This window comes from Mesorhizobium sp. CA5 (assembly GCF_020165105.1).
In the GTDB taxonomy this organism is placed as follows: domain Bacteria; phylum Pseudomonadota; class Alphaproteobacteria; order Rhizobiales; family Rhizobiaceae; genus Mesorhizobium.
On record NZ_JAIUHJ010000009.1, the window covers coordinates 16,096 to 37,847 of the forward strand.

A 21,752-nucleotide genomic window follows, 5' to 3' on the forward strand; every position below is an offset into this window, starting at 1 on the left:
TCAGCGCGAGTAGAATTCGACGACCAGGTTCGGTTCCATCTGCACGGCGAACGGAACGTCCGAAAGGCCGGGAACGCGAGCGAAGGTCGCGGTCATCTTGTTGTGGTCGGCTTCGATGTAATCCGGCACGTCGCGCTCGGCGAGAGCGACCGATTCCAGCACAATCACGAGCTGCTTCGACTTCTCGCGCACCTCGATGACGTCGCCCGGCTTGCAGCGATACGAGCCGATGTTCGTGCGCTTGCCGTTGACGTTGACATGGCCGTGGTTGACGAACTGACGGGCGGCGAAGATGGTCGGCACGAACTTGGCGCGGTAGACCACCGCGTCGAGACGCGACTCGAGCAGGCCGATCAGGTTCTCGGAGGTATCGCCCTTGCGGCGGTTGGCCTCTTCATAGACCTTGCGGAACTGCTTTTCCGAAACGTCGCCATAGTGACCCTTCAGCTTCTGCTTGGCGCGCAGCTGCAGGCCGAAATCGGAAAGCTTGCCCTTGCGGCGCTGGCCGTGCTGGCCGGGACCGTATTCACGCTTGTTGACCGGGGACTTCGGACGGCCCCAGATATTTTCGCCGAGACGACGGTCGATCTTGTATTTCGCGGATTCGCGCTTGCTCATCGCATTCCCTTTCAAAACAATATACCCGGAACCCCATGGCTCCGGGCGAAGGAAACGCGCCCTCCTCTGGCCTCCGTTTTCGAGACCTGACAGGGTTTTCCACGCAAAGCGACGGAAACCCACGGGACACGTCAAAAGAAACCACCGGGCGTCGCCACCCGGTGCTGGTGGGCCTGTTAAACAGAGATTTAACCGGTGTCAAGCTTACGGCTGGCAGCGCGGGTCGCAACCCGATAATTTCCCCGTGGCGTGCGGTGCCGGTTGTGGCGAAGGCCGTCGGCAGCAGAGCGGCTTGTGCTTTCAAGGAGCTGCCCTGCTCTGCCATCTTAAATGAAGGGACTGGAGCAGAGGAGTCCGAATTCCCATGAAGAAGTTCTTCCTTACCCTGACCGGGGCCGCTGTATTGGCGGGATCCATGGCGGTCATGACGCCGGAACCTGCCATGGCCAGGCATTGGAGCGGCCACAGGCAGATATGCCGCGTCGTGGTGACGAAAAGAGTGGTCTGGCGGCACGGCCATCGCCACGTCATCCGCTACAAGACCAAACGCTGCTGGTGGCGCCGCTAGCTCATCTTGCGCCAAAAGAGGTTGACGGGGGCCCGCGGCCGGCGCTGCGGGCCTTTCATTCGACCTATGACTTCTTGCTGGGCAGACTTTTGCGCTTGGTCTCGGCGAACTCCTCGAGCTGCTTTTCGCTCATCGATTCACACATTTCGCGCGAAGCGCCTTTGAGTTCGCTCTTCTTCGTCTCGCCGCGCTTGGCGGAAAGCGCTGCGCCGGCGGCCTTTTGCTGGGCTTGCGATTTGGCGGGCATGGCGATTTCTCCTTTGCTGCGGGAGAAACGCCGGGCTGAAGCGGCAGTTCCAGCAGTAGCGGCTCGGCTCGCCGGCCTGCTTGAGCCGGCCATTGGGCGGCCGACCTTGGCGGGATCCTGGCAAGCCTTCCCGCGTCCGGAATGCCAGTGTAGGACGGTTGCATGAAATCCCTGAATGATCCCTCACAGGCGCTTTCCACCGGCCTTGCGAAAATCCGCGCAGAATTCCACGTGCCGGATGGATTTCCGCCTGCGGTAACGGCCGCGGCGGAGGCGGCGGCAAAGCGTGTGCCCGACCAGCATGCCGACCGGACGGCAATGCCCTTCGTCACGCTCGATCCGGCGAGTTCCACCGATCTCGACCAGGCCTTCTCGATCGAGGCCAGCGGCGGCGATCTTCTCTTGCACTATGCCATTGCCGACGTGGCCTGGTTCGTCGAGGACGGCGACGCGGTCGATCTCGAAGCCTGGAACCGGGGCGAGACGCTTTATTTGCCGGATGGCAAGGCCGGGCTCTACCCGCCCCTACTTGCCGAAGCCGCGGCGAGCCTGTTGCCCGATGGACCGCGCCCTGCGGTCATCTTCACGATCCGCGTTGCCGGGGACGGTGCGGTGAAATTGGATGGCGCTGAGCGCGCCATCATCCAAAGCCGCGCCAAGCTCGCCTATGACAGCGTGCGGGCCGCCGACGTTCCGGCCGGCTTCGCTGAGCTGGCGCGGCGCATGGCGGCAAACGAAGAGCGCCGCGGCGCTTCGCGCGTCGATCCGCCCGAGCAGGAGGTGGAAAGGCTCGCCGACGGCACGTTCCGGCTTTCGTTCAGGCCGCTGCTGCAATCCGAGCAGGACAATGCGGCACTTTCGCTGGCCGCCAATATGGCGATCGCCGACGCCATGCTGGCCCACAAGACCGGACTGTTCCGGGTGATGTCGGGGCCGGACGCCTCCAAGGTGCAACGGCTGCGCAACGCGGCACAGGCGCTCGGCCTGTCCTGGCCGGCCTCCACCAGCTTGCGCGACTATCAACGCACGCTCGATCCGGCCGACCCGAAACAGGCGGCGCTGATGCTGGAAATCCGCCGCGCAGGCAACGGCGCATCCTACCAACCCTATCAGGAGGGCGTCGTCCCCTGGCATGAGGCGATGGCCGCGACCTATGCCCACGCCACCGCGCCGCTCAGGCGGCTGGCCGACCGCTACGTCCTGCGCTGCGCGCTGGCGATCGCCAATGGCCAGCCCGTGCCGCAGGCCGTCACCGACGCCTTCGCCAGACTGCCGAAGGTGATGGGGCGCGCGGATGCCCGCGCCTCGCAGATCAGCCACGCGGCAATCGACCTTGCCGAGGCGGTGATGCTCAAGGGACATGAGGGCGAGACGTTCGAGGCCGTCGTCACCGACTTCGTCGAGCGTGGCGTGCGCGTGCAGCTTGCCGACATGCCGGTGGTTGCCAGCGTGAAGGCTTCAGGGCTCAGACAGGGCGACAATCTCAGTCTGAAGCTTGTCTCGGCCGATCCGGATCAACGCAGCATCGTTTTCGAGACCGCTCAGCCGCTTTGAGCACTAAGGTGCGGTGAGTCCAAAACCCTGGATCAGCCGCCTCGTGGCGAAATCCACCTTGCCCGAGGTGAAAACGGCAAGATCCGGCTCGCTTTCAGCGGATGTCTCCCCAACGGGTTCAAGCAGCGACATGGCGCGCCGCGCGATCGCCTCGGCGGGATCTATCCAGTCGACCGGCCAGGGCGCGGTCTTGCGCATGCGGTTGGCGAGAAACGGGTAGTGCGTGCAGGCAAGCACGACGATGTCGGTGCGGTTGCCGTCGCGCTCGATGAAGCAGGGCGCAATTTCGGCGCGCACGGCTTCCTCGTCGACGAAACCCTGGCGCATATAGATCTCGGCGAGCCCCGCCAGCCGGTCGCTGCCAACCAGGCGCACATGGCATTTCTGCGCCCATTTGCTGATCAGGTCGCGCGTGTATTGGCGCTTCACGGTGCCCGGCGTCGCCAGCACCGACACCAGGCCGGAGCGGGTGCGTTCGGCCGCCGGCTTGATTGCCGGAACGGTGCCGACAAAGGGATGGCCGGGGAATTTATCGCGCAGCGCATCGATCACCAGCGTCGAGGCTGTATTGCAGGCAATGACCGAAATCGCCGGCTGGAGCCGGTCGAGCAATTTGCCGAACAGTGCAAGGATGTGTTCCTGGAGCGCCGGTTCCTCCCAAGCGCCATAGGGAAAAGCCGCGTCGTCGGCGACATAGACGAAGCGGCGGTCGGGCATCAGCACGCGCGCCTCGCGCAGCACGGTCAGCCCGCCGACGCCGGAATCGAACATCAGGATCGGGCGCTGGCTTGATCGATCGCTCATTGTCATCCGGTTATGAGAAACGACAGGCCCGGAATTGGACCGACGCGCTTCTATCGCGAATGATCGTGGTCTTGAAGAGGCGAATGCGAGCAGCTTTTGCGCAGTCGCTAGAACATGATGCCGAAAAGTGCCAAGCGGCTTTCGGACGACATCATGCCCTATCTCTAAAATCACTCATATGCCGCGCTTGCCGAAACCGGCCGGGCGCGGTCTGCCGAAAGGCTGCGGCGCAGGCGGGATGAGTGCGGCTGAAGCGCCAACCGCGGCGCGTGGAGCGGCCGGCACAGCGGTGCGTGCAGCGCGCGTCGATGCCGGCAGCGGGCCATCGAAGTCGAAAACATCGGTCAATTCATCGATGTTGCTGCCCGCGACGGGCTTCGCCCACCAAATCGTGCACCAGAGTCCGAATACCGAAAACCCAAGCAGGTTCAGCCCGCCCGGAATGCTCTCGGGGTCGCCGAATTTGACGACCAGCAGCACGCCTGCCTGCAGAAGGGCATAGACAGCCGAAAGGGCGATGTAGGCCCACAGGATCCAGCGGCGTCCGTTGGCGTCGCGGGTGCGGCGCGAGGCGATGTTGCCGCGCAGCGCGACAAAGATGAGGGAGGCGATGAGGACCGCGCCTGCCATGCCCTGGCGCGCCGGGCCGGGTCCTGAATTGAGCAGCCCTTCGAAGCCGATCGTGCTGACAATGCAGATGACGATCACCACGGTTTCGGCTACGGCGAGACCGAGAGAGTAAAGGAAAAAGCGCAGTCGACCAATATTGGACGTAAACATGTGCCACCCCCACTATTGCAGCAAGGATGATGCGCAACCGAATAAAATTCGGTTACTTCAAATGCTCACAGCTTACCGATCTTAACTTTCTTCGTCTTTGGCGCGACTGCGCGCGCCGGCCGGCAATCGTCTCGGATCGTCCCCGGGCGAGCCGTCGCCGCGCGGCATGGCCGGCGAAAACCTGTCGAGCGAGGAAATGATTCCGCGCAGCACCTTGAGCTCGGGCTCGGCGAAGCCCGGGCGCGTCAGCACTGCGCGCAGATTGTCGACCATCTTCGGCTTCTTTTCTTCGGGGCGAAAATAGCCGCGCGCTTCCAGCGCGTTCTCGAGGTAGGCGAACAGGCTGTGCAGCTGCTCCTTGGGCGCCGGCGCCAGCTCCGGCCCGGAGAAGTTGGTCTGCGTCTCGTCGGCGAGGCCGGACTTCATCCATTCATAGGACATCAAGAGCACCGCCTGGGCGATGTTGAGCGAGGAGAAGCCGGGGTCGACCGGGAAGGTGACGATCTCGTCGGCGAGGCCGACCTCGTCATTATAGAGGCCGAAACGCTCGCGGCCGAACAGGATACCGGTGCGCAGCCCGGCCTCGCTGCGCGCCCTTAGCGCCCTGCCTGCTTCCACAGGACCGCGCACCGGCTTGAAGCCGTCGCGCTCGCGCGCTGTCGTGGCGAAGACGAAGTTCAGGTCGGCGACCGCCGAGGGCAGATCGTCGAACACCCTGGTAGCGTCGATGACATGGTCGGCGCGACTGGCGGCCGCGCGCGCCTTCTCGCTCGGCCAGCCGTCGCGCGGGTTGACCAGCCTGAGCTCGGACAAGCCGAAATTCGCCATCGCCCGCGCGACCATGCCGATATTCTCGCCGAGCTGCGGCTCGACCAGGATGATCGCCGGTCCGGCGGAAGCGGTCTTGGTTGTGTCTTCTGTGGCTGGCATGGCTATGGGTAACCGGGGTTTGCGGCGTTTCGGCGTCCCCTGCCACATCCGGACCGGAAAATGAAGCATTCACAACAGCGGCACCCGTCTGCCCGGCGCGGATCGCGGTTTGCGCGCTGAAAAAGCCTTTGATATACGCTCCGCATCCCCGGCCGAAGCCATGTGGGCAAGGCCGTTCAGATCCCCCAGCAACGAGGCATTCTTTTCATGGCGAAGATCAAGGTGGCGAACCCGGTCGTCGAGCTCGACGGCGACGAGATGACCCGCATCATCTGGCAGTTCATCAAGGACAAGCTGATCCACCCCTATCTCGACCTGAAGCTGGAATATTACGATCTCGGCATCGAGCACCGCGACGCCACCAACGATCAGGTGACGATCGATTCCGCCAATGCCATCAAGAAATGGGGCGTCGGCGTGAAATGCGCGACGATCACCCCCGACGAGGCGCGCGTCGAGGAATTCAAGCTGAAGAAGATGTGGAAGTCGCCCAACGGCACCATCCGCAACATTCTCGGCGGCACCATCTTCCGCGAGCCGATCATCATGAAGAACGTGCCGCGCCTGGTGCCGGGCTGGACCAAGCCGATCGTCGTGGGACGTCATGCCTTCGGCGACCAGTACCGCGCCACCGACTTCCGCTTCCCCGGCAAAGGCAAGCTGACGATCAAGTTCGTCGGCGAGGACGGCCAGGTGATCGAGCATGACGTCTATGACGCGCCGGGCGGGGGCGTGGCCATGGCCATGTACAATCTCGACGAGTCGATCCGCGAGTTTGCCCGCGCCTCGCTGAACTACGGCTTGCTGCGCAATTTCCCGGTCTATCTGTCGACCAAGAACACCATCCTCAAAGCCTATGACGGCCGCTTCAAGGACATCTTCCAGGAGGTCTACGAGAAGGAGTTCGAGGCCGAGTTCAAGGCAAGGAAACTCTGGTACGAGCACCGCCTGATCGACGACATGGTCGCTTCCAGCCTGAAATGGTCGGGCGGCTATGTCTGGGCCTGCAAGAACTATGATGGCGACGTGCAGTCCGATACCGTGGCGCAAGGCTTCGGCTCGCTCGGCCTGATGACCTCGGTGCTGATGACGCCGGACGGCAAGACGGTGGAGGCGGAAGCCGCGCACGGCACCGTGACGCGCCACTACCGGCAGCATCAGAAGGGCGAGGAAACCTCGACCAATTCGATCGCCTCGATCTTCGCCTGGACGCGCGGCCTCGCCCACCGCGCCAAGCTCGACGACAATGCCGAGCTCAAGCGCTTCGCCGAGACGCTGGAAAAGGTCTGTATCCAGACCGTCGAGAGCGGTTTCATGACAAAGGACCTGTCGCTGCTGATCGGTCCCGACCAGCCCTGGCTCTCGACCACCGGCTTCCTCGACAAGATCGACGAGAATTTGCAGAAAGCGATGGGGTAAACCCACATTCGGCATACCGAAGGCTCCGGAAGGAGCCTTCTTTTTTGGTACTCCGACGAGCGGAGGGGAGCGCTGATCGATGGCCAAGCCAACTCTCTACGGCGCTGACTACAGCGTTTATGTGCGCATCGCACGCATGGCGCTGGAGGAGAAAGGCGTCAACTACGAGCTGGTGCCCCTCGACATCTTCGCCGCCGAAGGCATCCCGGCCTGGTATCTGGAACACCACCCTTTCGGCCGCATCCCGGCCTTCGAGCACGACGGTTTTCGACTGTTCGAGACCGGTGCGATCACGCGCTATGTCGATGAAGCCTTCGACAGTCCAGCGCTACAGCCGGCGGATGCGCGTGGCCGCGCCAGGATGGGCCAGATCACCGGCATGCTCGACGCCTATGGCTATCACGCCATGGTCTGGGATGTTGCGGTGGAGCGGCTGGAGAAAGCGGCACCGGATGAGGCGCTGATTGCCAGCGGGTTCCGCCAAGCTGAGACGGTGGTCAAGGTTTTGACATCGCTGAAGGCAAAAGGGCCTTGGCTGCTAGGCGACCAGCTGACACTGGCCGACCTGCACGCGGCACCGATCATCGCTTATTTCGTAAAGGTCGCGGAAGGACGCGATTTGTTGGCGCGGTTTGCGGATATGCGCGATTGGTATCAGCGCATCGCCGCTCGTCCGAGCTTTGCGCGGACTGAGAAGGTCGGTTGACTGGCGTTCGTCATCTCGGCGTGCGATGGCCTCGTAGATGATAATTATTGGCGCTGGCGCCGCCCCTCATTGCCCTGCCGGGCATTTCTCCCCGTAAACGGGGAGAAAGAAGCTGGTCGCGACGCCGGCGCTTTTCCTGCCCGTTGGTGATTGGCGAAAGCCTATGTGACAGCGCCCTTCTCCCCGTTCAACGGGGAGAAGATGCCGGCAGGCAGATGAGGGGCAGCGCCGCCTTTGGCAGACTGGAGTCGGCTCGAACTGGGCCGGTCTCGCTCCCTTAAGCCGCTTCCAGCGCCGCCTTCACCGCCGCAATGGCATCATTGGCCTTGGACGCGTCGGGGCCGCCGGCCTGCGCCATGTCGGGCCGGCCGCCGCCGCCTTGACCGCCAAGCGCGGCGGACGCGACGCGCACGAGATCGACGGCGCTGAAGCGGCCGGTCAAATCGTCGGTGACGCCGACGACCACGCTCGCCTTGTTGTCCTCGCCGGCGCCGACAAAGACGACCACGCCGGAGCCGAGCGTCTTCTTGCCGGCGTCCGCCAGCGGCTTCAGGTCCTTCGGCGCGACCCCGCTGACCGCCTTGCCGAGAAAGCCGACGCCGGCGACCGTCTCGTTGGCGGCCGGAGCATCGGCAACGGCCGAACCGCTGCCCAGCGCCAGCTTCTTGCGCGCTTCGCTCAATTCCTTCTCAAGCTTCTTGCGTTCTTCAAGCAATGTTTCGACGCGAGCCGGCACATCGGCCGGCGCGATCTTCAAGGTCGCCGCCGCGGCTTTCAGCCGCCTGTCCTGCTCGTCCAGATGCCTGCGCGCCGCCTCGCCGGTCAGCGCCTCGATGCGGCGCACGCCGGCCGCCACCGCGCTATCCGACAGGATGCGCACTAGGCCGATATCGCCGGTCGATTTCACATGCGTGCCGCCGCAAAGCTCGACGGAATAAGGCCGGTTTGCCTTGACGCCATGCAGGCCGGTGCCCATCGACACGACACGCACCTCGTCGCCGTATTTCTCGCCGAACAGTGCCATGGCGCCCTCGGCGATCGCGTCGTCGACCGACATCAGCCGCGTCGTCACCGGGCTGTTCTGCACGACGATCTCGTTGGCCATGCGCTCGACCTCTTCGAGCTCGTCGGCCGAGATCGGCTTGTTGTGCGAGATGTCGAAGCGCAGCCTTTCGGGCGCAACCAGCGAGCCCTTCTGCGCGACATGGGTGCCCAGCACCTCGCGCAGCGCCTCGTGGATGAGATGCGTCGCGGAGTGGTTGGCGCGCAGCCTCGAGCGGCGGGCATGATCGACCTTCAGCTCCACGGCATCACCTGTCTTGACCGTGCCTTTGGCCACCTTGCCGAGATGCACGAACAAACCATCGGCCTTCTTCTGCGTGTCGGAGATCTCGATTGAAAAACCCTCGCCGGAAATCACCCCGGTGTCGCCCATCTGGCCACCGGATTCGCCGTAGAACGGCGTCTGGTTGACGACCACGGCGACCGCATCGCCCTGGCTCGCGCTGTCGATGGTCTTGCCGTCCTTGACCAGGGCCTGGACAATGCCTTCCGCCTGCTCGGTCTCATAGCCGAGGAATTCGGTCGCGCCGGTCTTTTCGCGCACGGAAAACCACACCGTCTCGGTCGCGGCTTCGCCCGAGCCAGCCCAATGCGCGCGCGCCTCGGCCTTCTGCCGCTCCATCGCGTCGGTGAAGCCGGCGATATCGACCGAGATGCTGCGCTGGCGCAGCGCATCCTGCGTCAGATCGAGCGGGAAGCCATAGGTATCGTAGAGCTTGAAGGCCGTCTCGCCATCCAGCATGTCGCCGGCGTGCAGCGTCTCGGTCGCGTCCGAAAGCAGGCCGAGGCCGCGCACCAGTGTCTTGCGGAAGCGTGTTTCCTCAAGCTTCAAGGTTTCGGTGATCAGCGCCTCGCCGCGCACGAGCTCGGGATAGGCCTGGCCCATCTCGCGCACCAGGGCCGGCACCAGCTGCCACATCAGCGGCTCCTTGGCGCCCAGCAGCTGCGCATGGCGCATGGCGCGGCGCATGATGCGGCGCAGCACATAGCCGCGCCCCTCATTGGACGGCAGAACCCCGTCGGCCACCAGGAACGAGGTTGAGCGCAGATGATCGGCGATGACGCGGTACGACGCTACGTTCTCCTGGCTTGGCCCCTGCCCGAGCGCGGAGGACGCGGCGTCGATCAGATGCTTGAACAGGTCGGTCTCGAAGACGCTTTCGACGCCCTGCAGGATAGAGGCCATGCGCTCCAGGCCCATGCCGGTGTCGATCGAGGGACGCGGCAGGTCGATGCGCTCTTCCTTGGTCACCTGCTCGTATTGCATGAACACCAGGTTCCAGAATTCCAGGAACCGGTCGCCATCCTCTTCCGGGCTGCCGGGCGGTCCGCCCCAAATGTGCTCGCCGCGATCGATGAAGATTTCCGAGCACGGGCCGCAGGGGCCGGTATCGCCCATTGCCCAGAAATTGTCCGAGGTCGGGATGCGGATGATGCGATCGTCCGAGAAGCCGGCGATCTTCTTCCAGTAAGCCGCCGCCTCGTCGTCGGTGTGATAGACGGTGACGAGCAGCTTGTCCTTCTTGAGGCCGAAACCCTTGGTGATCAGGTTCCACGCAAGCTCGATCGCGCGCTCCTTGAAATAGTCGCCGAACGAGAAATTGCCGAGCATCTCGAAGAAGGTCAGATGGCGCGCGGTGTAGCCGACATTGTCGAGGTCGTTATGCTTGCCGCCGGCGCGCACGCTTTTTTGCGCCGTAGAGGCCCGTGTATAGGGACGCTTCTCCAGGCCGGTGAAGACGTTCTTGAACTGCACCATGCCGGCGTTGGTGAACATCAGCGTCGGATCGTTGCGCGGCACCAGCGGGCTGGAGGCGACGATCTCGTGGCCCTCCTTGCGGAAGTAGTCGAGGAATGTCGACCGGATGTCGTTCACGCCACTCATTGCATACTGCCTTTTTCGCAAGAACCGCCGGCCCGGCCGGCGGCAAATGGGCTTTGGTGTTTCAGAAGATAGATTGGCCTTTTAGCGATAGCTCTTGTGCCTGTCCAGAAACACGCAAAACAGGCGTGTCGCTCAAAACCGCGCAAGCGGTTTTGGGAAAACGACAGGCACAAGCATGGACCAAAGCGCATTGCCTGAATTCATTGCAGTGCGGCCAATCGGCCGACGAGCGGCGGCTCAACATCGCCCGCAAAACGCAAAACCGCCGGCGCGAAGGCCGGCGGTTCGGGTACGCAGTACTCAAGAACTCAATTACATAAGCACAAGCCGATAAACCAGGATTGTGGCCGAACTCCGGCTAAGCAAACCAACTGCTCTCGGGCGCCCTCGGACCACGCGGACCCCAAAATCCCCGGGGCACGCCCTTTACAAGGCGCCGGCCTCGTCCTCGAAACCGTCGTCGCCGCCTTCGGAGCCGCCATTCTCGAGGAATTTCTCGGCGATCAGCCCGGCATTCTGGCGCAACGCAAGCTCGACCTCACGCGCCGTGTCGGGATTGTCGCGCAGGAACAGTTTTGCGTTCTCGCGACCCTGGCCGAGGCGCTGGGAATTGTAGGAGAACCAGGCGCCCGACTTCTCGATGACGCCGGCCTTGACGCCGAGATCGATCAGCTCGCCTGTCTTCGACACGCCCTCGCCATACATGATGTCGAACTCGACCACCTTGAAGGGCGGGGCCAGCTTGTTCTTTACCACCTTGACGCGGGTCTGGTTGCCGACGACCTCGTCACGGTCCTTGACCGAGCCGATGCGGCGGATGTCGAGGCGCACCGAGGCGTAGAATTTCAGCGCGTTGCCGCCGGTGGTCGTCTCGGGCGAGCCGAACATGACGCCGATCTTCATGCGGATCTGGTTGATGAAGATGACCATGGTGTTGGAACGCGAGATCGAGGCGGTCAGCTTGCGCAGCGCCTGGCTCATCAGGCGAGCCTGAAGACCGGGCAGCGAATCGCCCATCTCGCCTTCGATTTCAGCGCGCGGCGTCAGTGCCGCCACCGAGTCGACGACCAGCACGTCGATGGCGCCCGAACGCACCAGCGTGTCGCAGATCTCCAGCGCCTGCTCGCCGGTGTCGGGCTGCGAGATCAAAAGGTTCTCGAGGTCGACGCCAAGCTTGCGGGCATAGACCGGATCGAGCGCGTGCTCGGCATCGACGAAGGCGCAGATACCGCCCTTCTTCTGGGCTTCCGCCACCGTGTGCAGCGCCAGCGTCGTCTTGCCCGAGCTTTCCGGCCCGTAGATCTCGATGATGCGGCCGCGCGGCAGGCCGCCGACGCCGAGCGCGATGTCGAGGCCGAGCGAGCCGGTCGGCACGGTTTCGATCTCGACCACCTGCTCGTTGGCGCCGAGCCGCATGATCGAGCCCTTGCCGAACGCGCGCTCGATTTGCGACAGCGCCGCGTCCAGAGCCTTTGATTTGTCCACTGCCTTATCCTCTACAAGCCGCAAAGAATTCTGAGCCATGATACATCACCCCTTGGTCGTCAATGAAGGCCGGACAATCCGTGATCCCTGCTTGTTTTGTACCTTTTTTGTTCTCATTTGGCAAGGGGCAACAAATATCTGAAAAATAATCAATATCTGGATTTGTTCTATTTTTGTCTCACCAGGGCTGGTGCGGAGTGCAACCACGGGTCCAGAAGAGATTTCGATACCCAGCCGTCCGAATCGCGACCCCGATTGCAGGGCGACGCGCAGAAACCTAGTGTGCGCGGCCGCACGATCAACGAAAGTCATCGACCCGAAATGCCGACATCCCCAACAATCCTGGCGCTTGGCGGCGCCCATATCGACCGGCGCGGCCAGGTCTCGGGCGTCTATGTGCCCGCGGCTTCGAATCCCGGCATCATGCGCGAAGACGTCGGCGGCGTGGTTTTCAACGCGCTGCGCAGCGTGGTGAAGCGCGGCGTGTCGGCCTCGCTGATCTCGGTGCGTGGCGGTGACGCTGCGGCGGACACAGTCGCCTCGGCGATCGACAACGCCGGGATAACCGACCTTTCGGTGGTGTTCCTCGACCGCACGACGCCGAGCTACACGGCGCTGATCGATGCCGAAGGCGAGTTGATCGTCGGGCTGGCCGACATGGCGCTCTACGACCTAGCCTTCCCCAAACAAATAAGGCGCGCCAAGGTGCGCGAGGCGATCGCCGCCGCCGACGCCATCCTGTGCGACGCCAACCTGCCGACGGCGGCGCTGGAGCGCCTGGTGGCGTTGGCCGGCGACCGGCCGGTCTTCGCCATCGCCGTCTCGCCGGCCAAGGTCGTTCGCCTGGCGCCGCTGCTCGACGATCTGTCGCTGCTCTTCATGAACCTTCGCGAGGCCGCCGCGCTGGTCGGCGCCGAGCCATACGGCAAGACCCTTGTCGACGCGCTCAGGCGGGTTGGCCTGAATGCCGGCGTGGTCACGTCCGGCAGCGCTCCGGTGCTGGGCTTCGACGATACCGGCATCTTCGAGATCGACCCGCCCGCGCCGCGCAAGGTGGCCGACGTGACCGGCGCCGGCGACGCCTTGACCGGCGCAACCGTCGCCGCCTTGCTGCGCGGCCTGCCGCTGCGTGCAGCACTACGCGAAGGCCTTGCCGCGGCGATGCTCGCCATAGAGAGCCCGCAGGCCGTGCCGTCCTTCACGATCGCCACCTTCACGCAGACGCTTGCCCTTGTGCCGGAGCCGCGGGAAGTGGCATAGGGCCACCACTGCCGAAGCAATCCCTTCGGATCGGAGACAGCCATGACGCCTGACACCGCCCGCCCCTTCGTCGATATCCATCCGCCGGTGTCCGAGGCGCTTGCCGCCGGCCGGCCCGTGGTGGCGCTGGAAAGCACCATCATCACCCACGGCATGCCCTACCCCGACAATGGCGCCATGGCGGCCAAGGTCGAGCAGATCATCATCGACTGCGGCGCGGTACCGGCGACGATCGCCGTGGTCGAGGGCCGCATCAAGATCGGCCTCTCCGACGGCGAGCGCGAATCGCTTGCCATGACGGGCGACGCCATGAAGCTGTCGCGCGCCGATCTCGGCTTCGCGGTCGCTCAAACGCGCACCGGCGGCACCACGGTTGCGGCGACCATGATCGCCGCGCATATGGCCGGCATAAAAGTGTTCGCCACCGGCGGCATTGGCGGCGTCCACAAGGGCGCTGAGAAAAGCTTCGATATCTCGGCCGACCTCGACGAACTGGCGCGCACGCCGGTCATCGTCGTCTCGGCCGGCGCCAAGGCGATTCTCGACATCGAAAAGACGCTGGAAGTGCTGGAAACGCGCGGCGTACCGGTTATCGGCCATGGCTGCGAGACGATGCCCGCCTTCTGGTCGAGGCAGTCGCCCTTCCGCGCACCGCTGACCCTTCATGCGCCGGAAGACATCGCGCATTTCTACCGAACGCGCCAAGCGCTGGGCCTGGGCGGCGGCATCCTCGTCGCCAACCCGGTGCCGCAGAATGACGAAATCCCGGCCGCCGAGATGGACGGCTACATCCAGGCCGCGCAAAAGGCGGCCGAGGCGCTCAACGTCACCGGCAAGGCGGTGACGCCGTTCCTTTTGTCGAAAATCCTTGAGCTGACCGGCGGCCGCAGCCTCAAGACCAACATCGCGCTGGTCGAGAACAATGCGCGGCTGGCGGCGGAGATCGCCAAGGCGTTGTAGAGCGTTCAGGTTGCGGCAGCTCGGCCAACTGCAATGGCCGAGTTCCTTCACACCCCCTCTGTGCCGCCACCATTTCTAACTTTCACTTCCCCGCCCTTCGTCCCGCTTCATAAGCCCGCCGCGCCCACACCGCCATTTCATCGGGATCGTCGAAGGCATCGTCCGGCACGCTCCAATAGGGCATCGCCACCTCCTTGCCGTGGCGCGAGCCGGTATAGGTCCACTGGCGGCAGCCCGCGGCCTCGAAATCGGGGACGGTTTCCTCATCCGCCTTGAGCATCAGCTCGCCACGCACGACGACCGCGACAATGACGCCGTCGCAATAGATGCCCTTGCCGCCGAACAGTTTTCGGATGGCGATCGGTCCAAGGCTTTCGAACAGTTCTTCAAGACGCGCATTATCCATGCCGCGATCATCTCATCGGTCTCCGGCCTTGTCATCGCCGCAACCAAAAGCATGCTGACAGGTTGAAACCTGGAAACGGAGTTCCCGCCATGCCTGTCCTGCTCAAAGGCTCCTGCCGCTGCGGCGCCGTCCGCTTCGAGGTGGAGAGCCACACGCCCGTGCCGTTCATGCTCTGCTACTGCTCGATCTGCCGCAAGCAGCAGGGCGGCGGCGGCTTCGCCATCAATCTCGGCGCCGACTACGAGACGCTTGATATAAGGGGCAAGCGCAGCCTCGGCGTCTATCGCGCCGAAATCGAGGATGACGAGCATCCGCATTGCGAGGTCTCGACCGGCGAGCGCAATTTCTGCCGGAAATGCGGCGCAGCACTCTGGCTCTACGACCCGACGTGGCCGAACCTCGTTCACCCCTTCGCTTCGGCGATCGACACCGACCTGCCGAAACCGCCGGAGAAAGTGCATCTGATGCTGAAATACAAGGCGAACTGGGTCGAGCCGGTCGTCGGCAAGAACGACAAGGCATTCGACGTCTATCCGGAGGAATCGATCGCCGACTGGCACAAGCGAACCGGCATGTGGGTTGATTAGGGCAATTCCAGCAAAGCTGCGCAGCAGTTTTCCGCCCGGAATTGCATCAAGACAACCATTTGGCGACAGGAGGCAGAAATGAACCTCACGACGCACAAGAAATTCAAAGGCGATCGTTTGATGCCTTGGGGCAAGGGCACGGTTGTCTCGGACGCCAAGGGATATGTTTTTCTGTCCGGCAACACCGCCACCATCGACGACTACGATCCATCGAAGCACCAGGGCGGCGCTGTCGGCGACGCGGCAACGCAGTGGCGCGAAATCCTAGCCAACATCAAGTCGGACCTGGAGGAACTTGGCAGCTCACTCGACCATCTGGTCAAGGTGACGTTCTACGTCAAAGGGCCTTTTCCGTCCGGCGGCGTCCTCAGCTCACCAAACTTCCGCCTGGACGTGCTGGACGAATTCTTTGCCGAACATTGCCCGAAACACTGCAGCTACAACAACCCGCCGCCATCGGAAGTGATCGGTGTCGCCGCCCTGGCGCAGCCTGACCTCGTCGTCGAGCTTGTTGTCATCGCCGCGCTGCCGGACTGAGCGGAAGCGTTGGCGCCTGATCAGGCCGAGGCGCGTGCCTCGGCAAGCGCCTTGAGGTCGGCAGGCTTCAGCTCGACGGATTCGCCGCAGCCGCAGGCCGAGCTCTGGTTCGGATTCTTGAAGGTGAAACCGGTGCGCAGCGTGGTCTGCTCGAAATCCATCTCGGTGCCGAACAGGAAGAGCGCGGCTTCCGGCGCGACATAGACATGCGCGCCGTCGCGTTCGATATGGTCGTCCTTGGGATTCGGCTCGGTCACAAGGTCGACCGTGTACTCCATGCCGGCGCAACCGCCTTTCTTGATGCCGAGCCGGATGCCATGCGCGCTATCGCGCGCAGCCACGATCTCGCGCACGCGGTCGGCGGCCTTGTCGGTCATGGTGATGACGGCGAAGCGTCCCATATTTTTTTCCTTCTCCATTCCATGCAGGTTCAAGGCCTGCCGAATGATTCTCACCTAAAATGGTGAAGTTTTACGACTGGCGCAAGGCCATCGGCCTCAATACCACCCGACCGCGACCTGCGCTTCTTCCGACATGCGGTCGGGCGTCCATGGCGGATCGAACACCATGGCGACCTCGACACCGGACACGCCCTCGACGGCGCCGACGGCGTTCTCGACCCAACCCGGCATCTCGCCGGCCACCGGGCAGCCCGGCGCGGTCAGCGTCATGTCGATCTTGACTGACCGGTCGTCCTCGATGTCGATCTTGTAGACGAGGCCGAGCTCATAGATGTCGGCCGGAATTTCCGGGTCGTAGACGGTCTTCAGCGCCGAAACGATGTCGTCGGTCAGCCGCGCCAGCTCGTCGGCGGGGATCGCCGAGGCCGAAACGATGCCGTTGGCGACCGTTTCCGGCGCTTTTTCTGCGGTGGTGCTCACGTCGTCCATCATCGTCACCCGAAGAACTTTCGCGCCTTTTCCAGCGCCTCGGCCAAAGTGTCCACTTCGGCCCTGGTATTATACATGCCGAACGATGCCCTGCATGTGGAGGTGACGCCGAAGCGTTTCAACAGCGGCTGAGCGCAATGCGTTCCGGCCCGGACCGCGACACCTTGCCGATCGATCACCATCGACACGTCATGCGCATGGATACCCTGCAATTCGAACGAGATGATGGCGCCCTTGCCGGGCGCGTCGCCGAAGATGCGCAGCGAGTTGATCGCCCGCAGCCGCTCATGCGCGTAAGCCTTGAGGTCCGCCTCGTGCGCGGCGATCCGCTCACGGCCGACCTTCTCCATATAGTCGAGCGCGGCGCCCAGGCCGATCGCCTGGACGATCGGCGGCGTGCCGGCCTCGAAGCGGTGCGGCGGCTCGTTGTAGGTGACGATGTCTTCCGTCACTTCCTCGATCATTTCGCCGCCGCCCATGAAAGGCCGCATCTCTTCCAGCCTGTCCTTCTTGCCGTAGAGCACGCCGATGCCCGACGGGCCATAGACCTTGTGGCCGGTGAAGACGAAGAAATCGCAGTCGAGGTCCTGCACATCGATCGGCATGTGCACCGCGCTCTGGCTGCCGTCGACGAGGACAGGAATTCCACGCGCATGCGCGATGCGCACGATCTCCTTGATCGGCGTCACCGTGCCCAGCGCATTGGACATATGGGTGATGGCGACCAGCTTGGTGCGGTTGCTCAGGCGCTTCTCGAATTCCTCGATGTGGAAGACGCCGAGATCGTCGACCGGCACCCAGACGAGCTTCGCGCCCTGCCGCTCGCGGATGAAATGCCAGGGCACGATGTTGGAGTGATGCTCCATGATCGACAGCACGATCTCGTCGCCCTCGCCGATCCGCGGCATGCCCCAGCCATAGGCGACGGTGTTGATCGCCGATGTGGTGTTGGAGGTGAAGACGATGTTATCGGTGCTCGGCGCATTGAGAAACCGCCGCACCGACTTGCGCGCATTCTCATAGGCGTCGGTCGCGGCGTTCGACAGGAAATGCAGGCCGCGATGCACGTTGGCGTATTCCTGGGAATAGGCGTGCTGGATGGTGTCGAGCACCACCTGCGGCTTCTGCGCCGAGGCGCCGTTGTCGAGATAGACCAGCGGCTTGCCATAGATCTGGCGCGACAGGATCGGGAAGTCGCGGCGGATCGCCTCGACATCATAGGGAGTGGTTTCGATCTTCTGGTCCATCTCGAAGTCCTTGTCGGCCGAAGCCGCGATCCTTCCAACACCCCTCATCCGTCTTGGCGCTTCGCGCCACTTCTCCCACAAGGGGAGAAGGTTAGGCGCTAGCCGTGCGTCGAAAACCAGCCGTCGAGCCGCGCTTCCAGCGCTTCGACCAGCGCCTCGTCGTCCAATTCCTCGATCACTTCGGCGACGAACGCCTTCACCAGGAGACCCCGCGCCGACTTCTCGTCGATGCCGCGCGCCATCAGGTAGAACAGATGGTTGTGGTCAATCTCGGTCACGGTGGCGCCATGGCCGCAGACGACGTCGTCGGCGAAGATCTCTAGCTCCGGCTTGGTCGAGAACTCGCCGTCATCCGACAGAAGCAGCGTGTTGCAGGCCATCTTGGCGTTGGTCTTCTGGGCGTATTGATGCACATTGATGCGGCCCTGGAAGACGCCGCGCGCCTTGCCGGTCACCACGTTGCGGATCACTTCGGTCGACGTGGTGTGCGGCACGGCATGGTCGAGCACCATGGTCACGTCGGTGTGGGTGTCGCCGGCGAGAAGATTGATGCCGCGCAATTTGAAGTCGGCGCCCTCGCCCGTCGTCCTGACGACGACCTCCTGGCGAACAAGCCTGCCGCCGGCGTTCATGACGAACAGCGTCAGCTTGGCGTCCTTGCCGATATGCGCCTTGAACTGGGCGAGATGCGTGGCCGTGTCCGGCTGCTCCTGCACGATGAGCCAGGTCACCTCGGCGCCGTCGCCGATCACGAGCTGGCTGACCGAAGAGACGAGCGCCTCGTCGCCCTCGCCTGCCTGACGCTCGACGACAATCGCCTTCGCGCCGGCGCCGACACGCGCCAGCAGCCGCACATGCGACTGGCCGCCGGCCTGCAGGTTCTGCAATTCGACCGGCTTTTCCAGCTCGGCGCCGTCGGCAATATCGACGAAATAGCCGTCGGCGACGAAAGCCGTGTTCAGCGCGCCGATCGCGTCGTCGCTGCCATAGGGATCCAGGCCGGGCGCGACGCTGCCGTCGGTCAGCTTCTCCGACAGGCGCTGCACCGTCACGCCGTCGATCTCCGTTAGCTTCATCTGCGAGACGCCGTTCAGCACCGGCAGCACGGCCGAGCCTTCAAGAACGGGCGCAAGCGCCTTGACGACGGCGCCGGCCTCGAAAGCCGGCACCGACGTCAGCAGCCGGCGCAGGTCCGTATAATGCCAGGATTCGACGCGGCGCGTCGGCAGGCCGTGCTTGATCGCCTCGATCGCATCGTCGCGCTTGACCATCACCGCGCCGTCGCCGGGCAGCAGCGACAGCCGCTCGCCGAAGGCGTCGATCAGCGCCGTCTCGGCCAAGGTCCGCTGGGGCTGTGCATGCATGTTCATGACTTTTGCCTCGACCGCTGCCATGTCACGCGGCTTGCCCGATCACGCCGGCATAGCCATTGGCCTCGAGATCGAGCGCCAGCGACTTGTCGCCCGACTTGATCACCTGGCCCCTGTAGAGCACGTGCACCGTATCAGGCACGATGTGCTCGAGCAGGCGCTGGTAGTGGGTGATGACGACGATGGCCCGGTCCGGCGAGCGCAGCGCGTTGACGCCGTCCGAGACGATCTTCAGCGCGTCGATGTCGAGGCCGGAATCGGTCTCGTCGAGCACGCAGAGTTTTGGCTCGAGCAGCTTCATTTGCAGGATCTCGGCGCGCTTCTTCTCGCCGCCCGAGAAGCCGACATTGAGCGGCCGCTTCAGCATGTTCATGTCCATGTTGAGCGAGGCGGCGGCGTCCTTCACCCGCTTCAGGAACTCCGGAACCTTCAGCGGCTCCTCGCCGCGCGCCTTGCGCTGCTCGTTCATTGCCACCTTCAGAAATTCCATGGTCGCCACGCCCGGTATCTCCATCGGATACTGGAAGGCGAGGAAGATGCCGGCGGTGGCACGCTCGGCCGGGTCCATTTCGAGGATCGACTGGCCGTTATAGAGGATGTCGCCTTCCGTCACCTCATAGTCCTCGCGGCCGGCGAGGATATAGGACAGCGTCGACTTGCCCGAACCGTTCGGCCCCATGATGGCGGCGACCTCGCCGGCTTTCACCGTCAGGTTCAGCCCGCGGATGATCTCGGTGCCGTCGTCGACGATGCGGGCATGCAAATTCTTGATCTCAAGCATGATTTCTTCCTGAATGTCTTTTGCGGTCAGCCGACCGAACCCTCGAGGCTGATGCCGATCAGCTTCTGCGCCTCGACGGCGAACTCCATCGGCAGCTGCTGGATGACGTCCTTGACGAAGCCGTTGACGATCAGCGCGATCGCCTCTTCCTCGGGGATGCCGCGCTGCATGACGTAGAACTTCTGGTCCTCGGAGATCTTCGAGGTCGTCGCCTCGTGCTCGAACTGCGCCGTCGAATTCTTGGCTTCCATGTAAGGCACGGTGTGCGCGCCGCACTGGTCGCCGATCAGCAGCGAATCGCAATTGGTGAAGTTGCGCGCGTTGGTCGCCTTGCGATGCGCCGAGACCTGGCCGCGATAGGTATTCTGCGAGAAGCCGGCGGCGATGCCCTTGGAGATGATGCGGCTCGACGTGTTCTTGCCGAGATGGATCATCTTGGTGCCGCTATCGACCTGCTGATAACCGTTCGACACCGCGATCGAATAGAATTCGCCGCTGGAATCGTCGCCGCGCAGGATGCAGCTCGGATATTTCCAGGTGATCGCCGAACCGGTCTCGACCTGCGTCCACGAGATCTTCGAGCGGTCGCCGCGGCAGTCGCCGCGCTTGGTGACGAAATTGTAGATGCCGCCCTTGCCCTCGGCGTCGCCGGGGTACCAATTCTGCACCGTAGAATATTTGATCTCGGCATCGTCGAGCGCGATCAGCTCGACCACCGCGGCGTGCAGCTGGTTCTCGTCGCGCTGCGGCGCCGTGCAGCCCTCGAGATACGAGACGTAAGCCCCCTCCTCGGCGATGATCAGCGTGCGCTCGAACTGGCCGGTGTTCTTCTCGTTGATGCGGAAATAGGTCGACAGTTCCATCGGACAGCGAACGCCCTTGGGCACGAAGACGAACGAGCCGTCGGTAAACACTGCCGAATTCAGCGTCGCGTAGAAATTATCGGAGGTCGGCACGACCGAGCCGAGATATTTTTTCACCAGCTCCGGATGCTCGCGGATCGCTTCCGAGATCGAGCAGAAGATGACGCCCGCCTGCGCCAGTTCCTTCTTGAAGGTGGTGACCACCGAAACGGAATCGAACACGGCATCGACCGCGACGCGGCCGGACTTGTAAACGTTGTCGCCGATCTCGTCCTCGTCCGTGACCGCGGTCTTCTGCACGCCGGCCAGGATTTCCTGCTCCTTGAGCGGAATGCCGAGCTTCTCGTAGACCTTGAGCAATTCGGGGTCGACCTCGCTCAGCGACTTCGGCCCCGGCGTGCTCTTCGGCGCGGCGTAGTAGTGGATGTCCTGGAAATCGATCTTCGGATAGTGGACGCGCGCCCAAGTCGGCTCTTCCAGCGTCAGCCAGCGGCGATAGGCTCCCAGACGCCATTCCAGCATCCAGTCCGGCTCATCCTTCTTTGCCGAGATGAAGCGAATGATGTCTTCGCTCAGGCCCTTGGGGGCCTTGTCCATCTCGATCTCTGTCTGGAATCCATATTTATACTGGTCGACGTCGATCTTTCGAACCCGATCGATCGTCTCCTGCACAGCAGGCATAAGCGTTCTCCATCCACGCCGGGGTCAAGGCCCGGCAGTTTTCAAACTATGGCACCGCCGAAATCGCGTCCCAGGGAGGGACTCGCGGCGGAGTAAGTTTCATATAGTGCGT

22 protein-coding genes are annotated in these 21,752 nt (G+C 63.4%); 8 read left to right on the forward strand and 14 right to left on the reverse strand.

Going from position 1 to position 21,752, the window contains the following annotated elements:
* Nucleotides 1–618: a 30S ribosomal protein S4 gene (gene rpsD / locus LB529_RS13550; RefSeq protein ID WP_140840172.1), complete on the reverse strand. Its 618-nt coding sequence runs from the start codon at nucleotides 616–618 to the stop codon at nucleotides 1–3.
* A 364-nt stretch (nucleotides 619–982) separates the two neighbouring features.
* Here rpsD and LB529_RS13555 point away from each other — a divergent pair, with 364 nt between their 5' ends.
* Nucleotides 983–1,186 carry a hypothetical protein gene (locus LB529_RS13555; protein WP_140542642.1) on the forward strand — a complete coding sequence of 68 codons (204 nt, stop codon included), beginning with the start codon at nucleotides 983–985 and terminating at the stop codon, nucleotides 1,184–1,186.
* A gap of 64 nt (nucleotides 1,187–1,250) precedes the next feature.
* Here LB529_RS13555 and LB529_RS13560 read toward each other — a convergent pair whose 3' ends face one another.
* A complete protein-coding gene (locus LB529_RS13560; RefSeq protein WP_224711351.1) occupies nucleotides 1,251–1,433 on the reverse strand; it encodes a DUF3008 family protein in 183 nt (60 codons plus the stop codon).
* A 162-nt stretch (nucleotides 1,434–1,595) separates the two neighbouring features.
* Here LB529_RS13560 and LB529_RS13565 point away from each other — a divergent pair, with 162 nt between their 5' ends.
* Nucleotides 1,596–2,987: an RNB domain-containing ribonuclease gene (locus LB529_RS13565; RefSeq protein ID WP_224711352.1), complete on the forward strand. Its 1,392-nt coding sequence runs from the start codon at nucleotides 1,596–1,598 to the stop codon at nucleotides 2,985–2,987.
* Nucleotides 2,988–2,990: 3 nt separating this feature from the next.
* Here LB529_RS13565 and murI read toward each other — a convergent pair whose 3' ends face one another.
* The 3 genes from murI to LB529_RS13580 all read right to left on the reverse strand — a co-directional run bounded on the left by murI (nucleotide 2,991) and on the right by LB529_RS13580 (nucleotide 5,501).
* Nucleotides 2,991–3,791: a glutamate racemase gene (gene murI / locus LB529_RS13570; RefSeq protein ID WP_224636376.1), complete on the reverse strand. Its 801-nt coding sequence runs from the start codon at nucleotides 3,789–3,791 to the stop codon at nucleotides 2,991–2,993.
* A gap of 174 nt (nucleotides 3,792–3,965) precedes the next feature.
* On the reverse strand, nucleotides 3,966–4,571 hold the full coding sequence (locus LB529_RS13575) for a hypothetical protein (RefSeq protein WP_224711353.1): 606 nt from the start codon (nucleotides 4,569–4,571) through the stop codon (nucleotides 3,966–3,968).
* A gap of 81 nt (nucleotides 4,572–4,652) precedes the next feature.
* Nucleotides 4,653–5,501 carry an RNA methyltransferase gene (locus LB529_RS13580; protein ID WP_224525623.1) on the reverse strand — a complete coding sequence of 283 codons (849 nt, stop codon included), beginning with the start codon at nucleotides 5,499–5,501 and terminating at the stop codon, nucleotides 4,653–4,655.
* Between the two features lie 207 nt (nucleotides 5,502–5,708).
* On the opposite strand from LB529_RS13580, the gene LB529_RS13585 reads away from it, so the two are divergent.
* Nucleotides 5,709–6,920 carry an NADP-dependent isocitrate dehydrogenase gene (locus LB529_RS13585; RefSeq protein ID WP_095765188.1) on the forward strand — a complete coding sequence of 404 codons (1,212 nt, stop codon included), beginning with the start codon at nucleotides 5,709–5,711 and terminating at the stop codon, nucleotides 6,918–6,920.
* A 79-nt stretch (nucleotides 6,921–6,999) separates the two neighbouring features.
* Nucleotides 7,000–7,626: a glutathione S-transferase family protein gene (locus tag LB529_RS13590; protein WP_224711354.1), complete on the forward strand. Its 627-nt coding sequence runs from the start codon at nucleotides 7,000–7,002 to the stop codon at nucleotides 7,624–7,626.
* Nucleotides 7,627–7,903: 277 nt separating this feature from the next.
* Here the strand turns inward: LB529_RS13590 and alaS are convergent, their stop codons facing one another.
* Both alaS and recA read right to left on the reverse strand, forming a co-directional pair.
* Nucleotides 7,904–10,573, reverse strand: coding sequence for an alanine--tRNA ligase (gene alaS, locus LB529_RS13595; RefSeq protein ID WP_224711355.1), 2,670 nt, complete (start codon nucleotides 10,571–10,573; stop codon nucleotides 7,904–7,906).
* 426 nt (nucleotides 10,574–10,999) lie between these two features.
* On the reverse strand, nucleotides 11,000–12,097 hold the full coding sequence (gene recA / locus LB529_RS13600; protein ID WP_095765184.1) for a recombinase RecA: 1,098 nt from the start codon (nucleotides 12,095–12,097) through the stop codon (nucleotides 11,000–11,002).
* A 282-nt stretch (nucleotides 12,098–12,379) separates the two neighbouring features.
* Here recA and LB529_RS13605 point away from each other — a divergent pair, with 282 nt between their 5' ends.
* On the forward strand, nucleotides 12,380–13,318 hold the full coding sequence (locus tag LB529_RS13605) for a carbohydrate kinase family protein (RefSeq protein ID WP_224711356.1): 939 nt from the start codon (nucleotides 12,380–12,382) through the stop codon (nucleotides 13,316–13,318).
* A gap of 42 nt (nucleotides 13,319–13,360) precedes the next feature.
* Nucleotides 13,361–14,278 carry a pseudouridine-5'-phosphate glycosidase gene (locus tag LB529_RS13610; RefSeq protein WP_224711357.1) on the forward strand — a complete coding sequence of 306 codons (918 nt, stop codon included), beginning with the start codon at nucleotides 13,361–13,363 and terminating at the stop codon, nucleotides 14,276–14,278.
* 82 nt (nucleotides 14,279–14,360) lie between these two features.
* Here LB529_RS13610 and LB529_RS13615 read toward each other — a convergent pair whose 3' ends face one another.
* A complete protein-coding gene (locus LB529_RS13615; protein ID WP_224711358.1) occupies nucleotides 14,361–14,684 on the reverse strand; it encodes a TfoX/Sxy family protein in 324 nt (107 codons plus the stop codon).
* Between the two features lie 89 nt (nucleotides 14,685–14,773).
* Here LB529_RS13615 and LB529_RS13620 point away from each other — a divergent pair, with 89 nt between their 5' ends.
* Nucleotides 14,774–15,271 (forward strand): GFA family protein, encoded by a 498-nt coding sequence (locus LB529_RS13620; RefSeq protein WP_224711359.1) that lies wholly within the window; start codon nucleotides 14,774–14,776, stop codon nucleotides 15,269–15,271.
* A 78-nt stretch (nucleotides 15,272–15,349) separates the two neighbouring features.
* Complete coding sequence (locus LB529_RS13625) at nucleotides 15,350–15,808, forward strand: RidA family protein (RefSeq protein WP_140647786.1); 459 nt, start codon at nucleotides 15,350–15,352, stop codon at nucleotides 15,806–15,808.
* 20 nt (nucleotides 15,809–15,828) lie between these two features.
* On the opposite strand, the gene sufA is transcribed toward LB529_RS13625, so the two are convergent.
* From sufA to sufB, 6 genes are all read right to left on the reverse strand, one after another.
* Entirely contained in the window at nucleotides 15,829–16,209 is a 381-nt protein-coding gene (sufA, locus tag LB529_RS13630) for a Fe-S cluster assembly scaffold SufA (protein WP_224602555.1), read from the reverse strand.
* A gap of 96 nt (nucleotides 16,210–16,305) precedes the next feature.
* Nucleotides 16,306–16,698, reverse strand: coding sequence for an SUF system Fe-S cluster assembly protein (locus tag LB529_RS13635; protein WP_140840200.1), 393 nt, complete (start codon nucleotides 16,696–16,698; stop codon nucleotides 16,306–16,308).
* Nucleotides 16,699–16,703: 5 nt separating this feature from the next.
* Complete coding sequence (locus LB529_RS13640) at nucleotides 16,704–17,945, reverse strand: cysteine desulfurase (RefSeq protein WP_224711360.1); 1,242 nt, start codon at nucleotides 17,943–17,945, stop codon at nucleotides 16,704–16,706.
* Between the two features lie 98 nt (nucleotides 17,946–18,043).
* Nucleotides 18,044–19,315 (reverse strand): Fe-S cluster assembly protein SufD, encoded by a 1,272-nt coding sequence (gene sufD / locus LB529_RS13645; RefSeq protein WP_224706601.1) that lies wholly within the window; start codon nucleotides 19,313–19,315, stop codon nucleotides 18,044–18,046.
* Between the two features lie 25 nt (nucleotides 19,316–19,340).
* Nucleotides 19,341–20,096: a Fe-S cluster assembly ATPase SufC gene (gene sufC, locus LB529_RS13650; protein ID WP_224711361.1), complete on the reverse strand. Its 756-nt coding sequence runs from the start codon at nucleotides 20,094–20,096 to the stop codon at nucleotides 19,341–19,343.
* A 26-nt stretch (nucleotides 20,097–20,122) separates the two neighbouring features.
* Entirely contained in the window at nucleotides 20,123–21,640 is a 1,518-nt protein-coding gene (gene sufB / locus LB529_RS13655; RefSeq protein WP_224706602.1) for a Fe-S cluster assembly protein SufB, read from the reverse strand.
* Nucleotides 21,641–21,752 lie beyond the last annotated feature (112 nt).

Coding starts and splice junctions, on each gene's coding strand:
- rpsD (WP_140840172.1), bottom strand. CDS start 618: ATGAGCAAGCGCGAATCCGCGAAATACAAGATCGACCGTCGTCTCGGC.
- LB529_RS13555 (WP_140542642.1), top strand. CDS start 983: ATGAAGAAGTTCTTCCTTACCCTGACCGGGGCCGCTGTATTGGCGGGA.
- LB529_RS13560 (WP_224711351.1), bottom strand. CDS start 1,433: ATGCCCGCCAAATCGCAAGCCCAGCAAAAGGCCGCCGGCGCAGCGCTT.
- LB529_RS13565 (WP_224711352.1), top strand. CDS start 1,596: ATGAAATCCCTGAATGATCCCTCACAGGCGCTTTCCACCGGCCTTGCG.
- murI (WP_224636376.1), bottom strand. CDS start 3,791: ATGAGCGATCGATCAAGCCAGCGCCCGATCCTGATGTTCGATTCCGGC.
- LB529_RS13575 (WP_224711353.1), bottom strand. CDS start 4,571: ATGTTTACGTCCAATATTGGTCGACTGCGCTTTTTCCTTTACTCTCTC.
- LB529_RS13580 (WP_224525623.1), bottom strand. CDS start 5,501: ATGCCAGCCACAGAAGACACAACCAAGACCGCTTCCGCCGGACCGGCG.
- LB529_RS13585 (WP_095765188.1), top strand. CDS start 5,709: ATGGCGAAGATCAAGGTGGCGAACCCGGTCGTCGAGCTCGACGGCGAC.
- LB529_RS13590 (WP_224711354.1), top strand. CDS start 7,000: ATGGCCAAGCCAACTCTCTACGGCGCTGACTACAGCGTTTATGTGCGC.
- alaS (WP_224711355.1), bottom strand. CDS start 10,573: ATGAGTGGCGTGAACGACATCCGGTCGACATTCCTCGACTACTTCCGC.
- recA (WP_095765184.1), bottom strand. CDS start 12,097: ATGGCTCAGAATTCTTTGCGGCTTGTAGAGGATAAGGCAGTGGACAAA.
- LB529_RS13605 (WP_224711356.1), top strand. CDS start 12,380: ATGCCGACATCCCCAACAATCCTGGCGCTTGGCGGCGCCCATATCGAC.
- LB529_RS13610 (WP_224711357.1), top strand. CDS start 13,361: ATGACGCCTGACACCGCCCGCCCCTTCGTCGATATCCATCCGCCGGTG.
- LB529_RS13615 (WP_224711358.1), bottom strand. CDS start 14,684: ATGGATAATGCGCGTCTTGAAGAACTGTTCGAAAGCCTTGGACCGATC.
- LB529_RS13620 (WP_224711359.1), top strand. CDS start 14,774: ATGCCTGTCCTGCTCAAAGGCTCCTGCCGCTGCGGCGCCGTCCGCTTC.
- LB529_RS13625 (WP_140647786.1), top strand. CDS start 15,350: ATGAACCTCACGACGCACAAGAAATTCAAAGGCGATCGTTTGATGCCT.
- sufA (WP_224602555.1), bottom strand. CDS start 16,209: ATGGGACGCTTCGCCGTCATCACCATGACCGACAAGGCCGCCGACCGC.
- LB529_RS13635 (WP_140840200.1), bottom strand. CDS start 16,698: ATGGACGACGTGAGCACCACCGCAGAAAAAGCGCCGGAAACGGTCGCC.
- LB529_RS13640 (WP_224711360.1), bottom strand. CDS start 17,945: ATGGACCAGAAGATCGAAACCACTCCCTATGATGTCGAGGCGATCCGC.
- sufD (WP_224706601.1), bottom strand. CDS start 19,315: ATGAACATGCATGCACAGCCCCAGCGGACCTTGGCCGAGACGGCGCTG.
- sufC (WP_224711361.1), bottom strand. CDS start 20,096: ATGCTTGAGATCAAGAATTTGCATGCCCGCATCGTCGACGACGGCACC.
- sufB (WP_224706602.1), bottom strand. CDS start 21,640: ATGCCTGCTGTGCAGGAGACGATCGATCGGGTTCGAAAGATCGACGTC.